Source organism: Lutibacter sp., assembly GCF_041596795.1.
In the GTDB taxonomy this organism is placed as follows: domain Bacteria; phylum Bacteroidota; class Bacteroidia; order Flavobacteriales; family Flavobacteriaceae; genus Lutibacter.
The window spans coordinates 1-5,140 of sequence record NZ_JBFHHX010000186.1 but is presented as its reverse complement, the minus strand read 5'-3'; the positions used below and the strand labels follow the sequence as shown (position 1 = coordinate 5,140).

Below are 5,140 nucleotides of genomic sequence, written 5' to 3'. Positions count from 1 at the left end.
TGTAATTCCTCAAATTTCTGCAATTATGGGACCTTGTGCCGGTGGTGCAGTTTATTCACCTGCTATGACAGATTTTATCTTTATGGTGAAAAAAACAAGTAATATGTTTATTACTAGTCCTTATGTAATTAAAACAGTTACTGGTGAAGAAACTACATTTGAAGAATTAGGAGGCGCAATGGTTCACAATACAAAAAGTGGAAATGCACATTTTGCTTGTGAAGATGATGCAGATTGTATTGAACAAATTAGAGAATTATTAGATTATTTACCTAATAATAATATGGAGTTAACACCTATATTAGAAATGGGTGATGATCCAAAAAGATCTTGTGACGATTTAAATACTATTATTCCAGACGATTCTAAAATGGCTTATGATATGAAACATATCATAGAAGAAGTATTAGATGCTGGTCATTTTTACGAAGTACACGAACATTTTGCTGAAAACTGTATTGTTGGTTTTGGTAGATTAAATAACCGTTCAGTTGGTATTATTGCAAATCAACCAGCATATTTAGCAGGTTGTTTAGATATAGATGCTTCAGATAAGATTAGTAGATTTATTAGAACTTGTGATGCTTTTAATATTCCAATTGTAACATTTGTAGATGTGCCAGGATACTTACCAGGAGTAAATCAAGAATGGAATGGAATTATTAGACACGGAGCTAAATTATTATGGAGTTATTCAGAAGCAACTGTTCCTAAATTTACAGTAGTAGTACGTAAAGATTACGGTGGAGCTTATGTTGCAATGAGTTCTAAACATTTAGGAGCTGATATGGTTTTTGCTTGGCCAACTGCTGAAATTGCAGTAATGGGTGCAAAAGGAGCTGTGGAGGTAATTTCTACATATAAAAAAGAAATTGCAGCAGCCGAAAATAAAGAAGCTAAAAAACAAGAAAAAATTGATGAGTACGAAACTGCTTTTGGTGTACCTTATTTAGCAGCTGAAAGAGGTTACATTGATGAAGTAATTTTACCAAGTGAAACAAGAGAAAGATTAATTATGGCTTTAGAAGCTTTAAGTTCTAAAGTAGAGTTAGTACCAGCAAAAAAACACGGAAATATCCCTCAATAAAAACTTAGGATTATGACATTACACGAAAAAAAGAAAAGAGCAGCAGTTATTGCAGCAACGGTTTATGTTCAAATGGAAGAGACTGTAGAAAAAATTGCACCTCGCTACGGATGGGGGAAAATGGGATTGGTAAGAAGAATGAACGACAGAGAATTACTTTTTAGCAAAGGAAGAACAATAGGCGCTAGAATTAGTTAAATTTAAAATTACGACACAATGATATATGATAAACACGGGTCATTAATAATGACAAAAATGGATTATAGTGCAGATAGACCAAAGGCAGAAAATCCAATTAAAATACAAGATTTAAGTTTTCGTGATGGACACCAATCATTATTTGCAACCAGAGGGAGAACAGAAGATATGATTCCTTTTGCTGAGCAAATGGATGAAGTTGGTTTTCATGCAATAGAAACTTGGGGTGGAGCTACTTTTGATACAATGCACAGATACTTAGGTGAAGATCCATGGGAACGCTTAAGAACACTTAAAAAATATATGCCTAAAACACCATTCTTTATGTTGTTAAGAGGGCAAAACGTAGTTGGATATAGAAATTATGCAGATGATGTTGTAGAAAACTTTGTACAACGTGCTTGTGATAATGGAATGGATATTTTTAGATGTTTTGATGCATTAAATGATTATAGAAACTTTGAAACTGCAGCAAAAGTTGTAAAACGTAATGGAAAACATTTTCAAGGTACAATTTGTTATACTTTAACTGAACCAAGATTAGGTGGTGAAGTTTATAACATTGATTATTACGTAAACAAAGCAAAAGAATTAATGGAATTTGGAGTAGACTCTATCTGTATTAAAGATATGGCTGGTTTAATTGCTCCTTATGATATTTATAACTTAGTAGTTGAACTTAAAAAAATTACTGATATTCCTTTAAACTTGCATACACACTTTACATCAGGTATGGGTGATTTAGCAATTTTTAAAGCTATTGAAGCAGGTGTAGATATTGTTGATACTTGTATGTCTCCATACGCATATAGAACTTCTCATGCAGCTATAGAGCCATTAGTAATTTCATTATTAGGTACAAATAGAGATACTGGTTTAGATATTAAAAAATTATCAGCTATTAGTGCTCAAATGGAAAAAGTAATTCCTAAATATAAGCACTTAGATAATAGTCCAAAATATGCTATTATTGATACTGATGTAATTTTACACCAAACTCCAGGTGGAATGTTATCTAACTTAGTGAACCAATTAAAATCAATGGATTCATTACATAGATTAGATGATGTATTTAAAATGTTACCAAAAGTAAGAAAAGATTTAGGTCAAATTCCTTTAGTAACACCTACAAGTCAAATTGTTGGAGTTCAAACAGTTAATAATGTGTTGTTTGATTCTTATGAAGGTGAATACTCTAGAATTACACAAGAAGTAAAAGATTTATGCTATGGTTTATATGGTAAAACTACTTTACCTATTAATCCAGAACTTAGAAAGAAAGCTTTAAAAGATTACCCAAGAGGTGAGCAACATATTGAAGTTAGACCAGGAAGTATTTTAGAACCTGAAATGGAAGGTGTTAGAGCTACTTTTAAAGATCTTGCAAAAGATATTGATGATGAAGTATTATTAGCATTGTATCCTGTAACTGGTAAAAAATTCTTAAAAATCAAATATGGTTTAGAAGAAATGCCAGAAGATATGAAAGCAAAAACTCTAGAAGATGTTAAAAAAGAAGAAGAGTTAATTGCTAAAGCTTTATCAGGTGAATTAAAAGTAGGTGTTTCTAATGGAAATGCTGAAATGCAAGAAATGGAAGTATTTGTAGATGGAGAATCATTTACAGTATCTATTCCTAATACTAAAGCTACTACTAGATCTGTTTGGAAAAAGAAAGAAGCAAAAGAAGCAAAAGAAACAGTTAAGGAAGGAGCTTGTACTGCACCAATTCCAGGTATGATTGTTGAGTTCAAGAAAAAGAATGGAGACCAAGTAAAAGCTGGTGAAATTGTAGTTGTTTTAGAAGCAATGAAAATGATGAACAACTTTGAAGCAAATAAGGATGGTATTATTTCAGGAATTAAATTTGATTCAGGTGATACCGTTGTTAAAGGAGATGTATTATTTACAATAGATTAAAACGTAATATTATATTAATAAAAATAGCCTAAGAATTTTCTTAGGCTATTTTTTTTTAACAAATAATGTAAAGTAAGGGTTTTTATTAAACTGTTTCAATTGGTATCAGTAAACAACAAATCTTAAAACTTTTCATTGTATTTTTAACAATTATATTTCAAATTTAATACTCGCAATAATATTTCTTCCAATATTTTCAATACCATCATCTTTTAAACGTGATAAATGTGAAATATAAGAAGTATCAAATAAATTATTGATATTTAAACTTACATCAAAATTACAGTTGGAAAGTTTTAATGTGCCTCCAATTCCTAAATTAACTAAATTATAAGCATTTGACTCAGTTTCAAATTCACTTATATTTTTTTGTTTAAAAGTAGAAGCTAACGTAAGGGTTCCAAATCCGTTTTGCATCCAATTTTTTCCATTAAATTCAACTTTTAATGTATTTGTTAATTTGTTTGCCGGAATTAGCGGTAAATAATTACCGTTGTTTTGTTTTCCAATAACCATTTCAAAAGTACTATTAAAATGCAGCCAGTCTAAAGGATGTGGATGAAAATGCCATCCAATTTCTCCTCCGTATAACTTTGCATTATCTTGGGTGTACTTATAAATATAATAGTCTTCTTCTAACTCACCAGTTGGTGTTATAAAAATATAATTGTTTATGTGATTATAAAATCCGTTTGCAAAAATTTCAAAATGGTCTGTATTATATTCTAATGATATATCTGATTGAAAATTTTGTTCGTTTTTAAGATCACTATTTCCAATTTCAAATCTGTTAGATCCGTGATGTACACCGTTTGATGTTAATTCTGCTAAGTTTGGCGCTTTAAAACCTGAAGCTATGTTAAATCTGCTGGTAATTTTGTTAAATAAAACAGTTTTAAATCCTAGCGATGATGAAATGTTTTCAAAAGATTTGTTGATGGCTTCATAAATATGAACCTCATCATCGTGCGTTACAAAATGCTCTTCAGTGGTTAATTTTCTTGAGTCAAAACGTATTCCTGCTTGTACGGTGTTTTGGTTCCAATTGTACAATCCTGTAAAAAATGTTCCAAAATCTTTAGTAATAGCATCTGGAATTAAAATTTCTTCTCCAAAATTTTCATTTTCCTGATAAAGTCCTTGTATTCCTAAAATAGTTTCAATTTTACCTAATTTAGGTAAATGCCATTTAGCATCATAACTATAAGTATTCAAATTTAAAAATAACGAAGCCTCTTCACTTTCATTTTCTGAATGTTCTTCTTCATCATCATGTTCTTCAAATTCTTTTCTAACATTTAAAGTATAACCAAAAGTGGTTGCTATTTTAGAGTTTGGTAAAAAGAAAATTGAATTTAAACTCACCATTTTAGTAGTTAAATCCTGATAAGGAGATAATGGGGTTTTATGATTGTTTTGCACTCCAATTTCTTCAGGAATACCTAAAATAGAATTATTAAAATTAAATCGTAAAGTGCTTGATAATATACTGTTATTGAATCCGATAGCTGTGTTAAAAGTGGTTTCGTTAAAACGTGTATTGGTTACATTTCCTTGGTTTGGAGTTTTATAATCTGCATGTTGATTATAAGCTCCATTTGCCAAAAATTTCCATAAATTATACGATTTTTTAACGCCAAAAGAGGTGTTGCTTCCTTCAGTATTTGAAAAATAAGATTGATTAAAATTAAAATCGAAGGTATTTAATTCAGCAAACTTTGTAGGGTTAAAATACAGCACACCACCCAAAGCATCTGAACCATATAATAGTGATGCCGGACCTTTTATTACTTCAACGCTTTCTACACTAGATTCATCAATTCCTAATCCGTGTTCATCTCCAAATTGCTGATTTTCCAATCTAATTCCTTGCGTGTAAACCAATACTCTATTACCTCGTAAACCTCTTATAACAGGTTTTCCAATACCAACTCC

Annotated in this window: 4 protein-coding genes; 3 read left to right on the top strand and 1 reads right to left on the bottom strand. The window is 30.5% G+C overall.

The window, feature by feature from the left end:
• From ABY298_RS14745 to ABY298_RS14735, 3 genes are all read left to right on the top strand, one after another.
• On the top strand, positions 1-1,087 hold a 1,087-nt coding region (locus ABY298_RS14745), incomplete at its 5' end, for an acyl-CoA carboxylase subunit beta (protein WP_372746817.1).
• Between the two features lie 12 nt (positions 1,088-1,099).
• A complete protein-coding gene (locus tag ABY298_RS14740; protein WP_372746816.1) occupies positions 1,100-1,285 on the top strand; it encodes a hypothetical protein in 186 nt (61 codons plus the stop codon).
• A gap of 18 nt (positions 1,286-1,303) precedes the next feature.
• Positions 1,304-3,205 carry a pyruvate carboxylase subunit B gene (locus ABY298_RS14735; protein WP_372746815.1) on the top strand — a complete coding sequence of 634 codons (1,902 nt, stop codon included), beginning with the start codon at positions 1,304-1,306 and terminating at the stop codon, positions 3,203-3,205.
• A 150-nt stretch (positions 3,206-3,355) separates the two neighbouring features.
• Here ABY298_RS14735 and ABY298_RS14730 read toward each other — a convergent pair.
• A partial coding sequence (locus ABY298_RS14730; protein WP_372746814.1) for a TonB-dependent receptor plug domain-containing protein occupies positions 3,356-5,140 on the bottom strand: 1,785 nt, incomplete at its 5' end.

Coding starts and splice junctions, on each gene's coding strand:
- ABY298_RS14740 (WP_372746816.1), top strand. CDS start 1,100: ATGACATTACACGAAAAAAAGAAAAGAGCAGCAGTTATTGCAGCAACG.
- ABY298_RS14735 (WP_372746815.1), top strand. CDS start 1,304: ATGATATATGATAAACACGGGTCATTAATAATGACAAAAATGGATTAT.